The organism is Streptomyces sp. SID12501 (assembly GCF_010550245.1).
Lineage (GTDB): Bacteria > Actinomycetota > Actinomycetes > Streptomycetales > Streptomycetaceae > Streptomyces.
In genome coordinates this window covers 1-449 of record NZ_JAAGLU010000611.1, presented here as the reverse complement: position 1 = coordinate 449, position 449 = coordinate 1, and the positions used below count along the sequence as shown (strand labels likewise).

Annotated in this window: 1 protein-coding gene; it reads right to left on the bottom strand. The window is 72.4% G+C overall.

The window, feature by feature from the left end:
• On the bottom strand, window positions 1–449 hold a 449-nt coding region (locus G3I71_RS47535), incomplete at both ends, for a cysteine dioxygenase family protein (RefSeq protein ID WP_164325169.1).

The following is a 449-nucleotide window of genomic DNA, read 5'->3' as shown; positions in this document are numbered from 1 at the left end:
CGCCGTCGTACGACAGGAGTTGCGGACCTGGTGGATGTCCCCGGGCGGGGCGAACCCGCAGACGTCCCCCTGGTCGTTGACCACCTCTTCGGTGGGCACCAGCCGGGCGCCGTCCGTGCCCGTCGCCGGGGCGAGCCGGTAGCGGCGCTCGCTCTCCGTGCCCTGGTAGACCCCGGCCACGCACCACGAGACGTGGTCGTGGATGGACGTCTCCTGACCCGGCAGCCACACCAGTGCCACCACCGAGAAGCTGCCGTCGGGCTCCGCGTGCAGGATGTGCTGCCGGTACCGGTCCGGATGCCCCTCGCACTGGTCGGGGGTGAGCAGGTCGGACGCGCCCAGGTGCGGGGTGATCCGCTCACCGACCAGGTAGGCGGTCAGGTCGGGGGCGAGCCCGCGTTCCACTACCGTGCGGATCTCGCTGACGAGGGCGGCCATCCTCGCGGTCG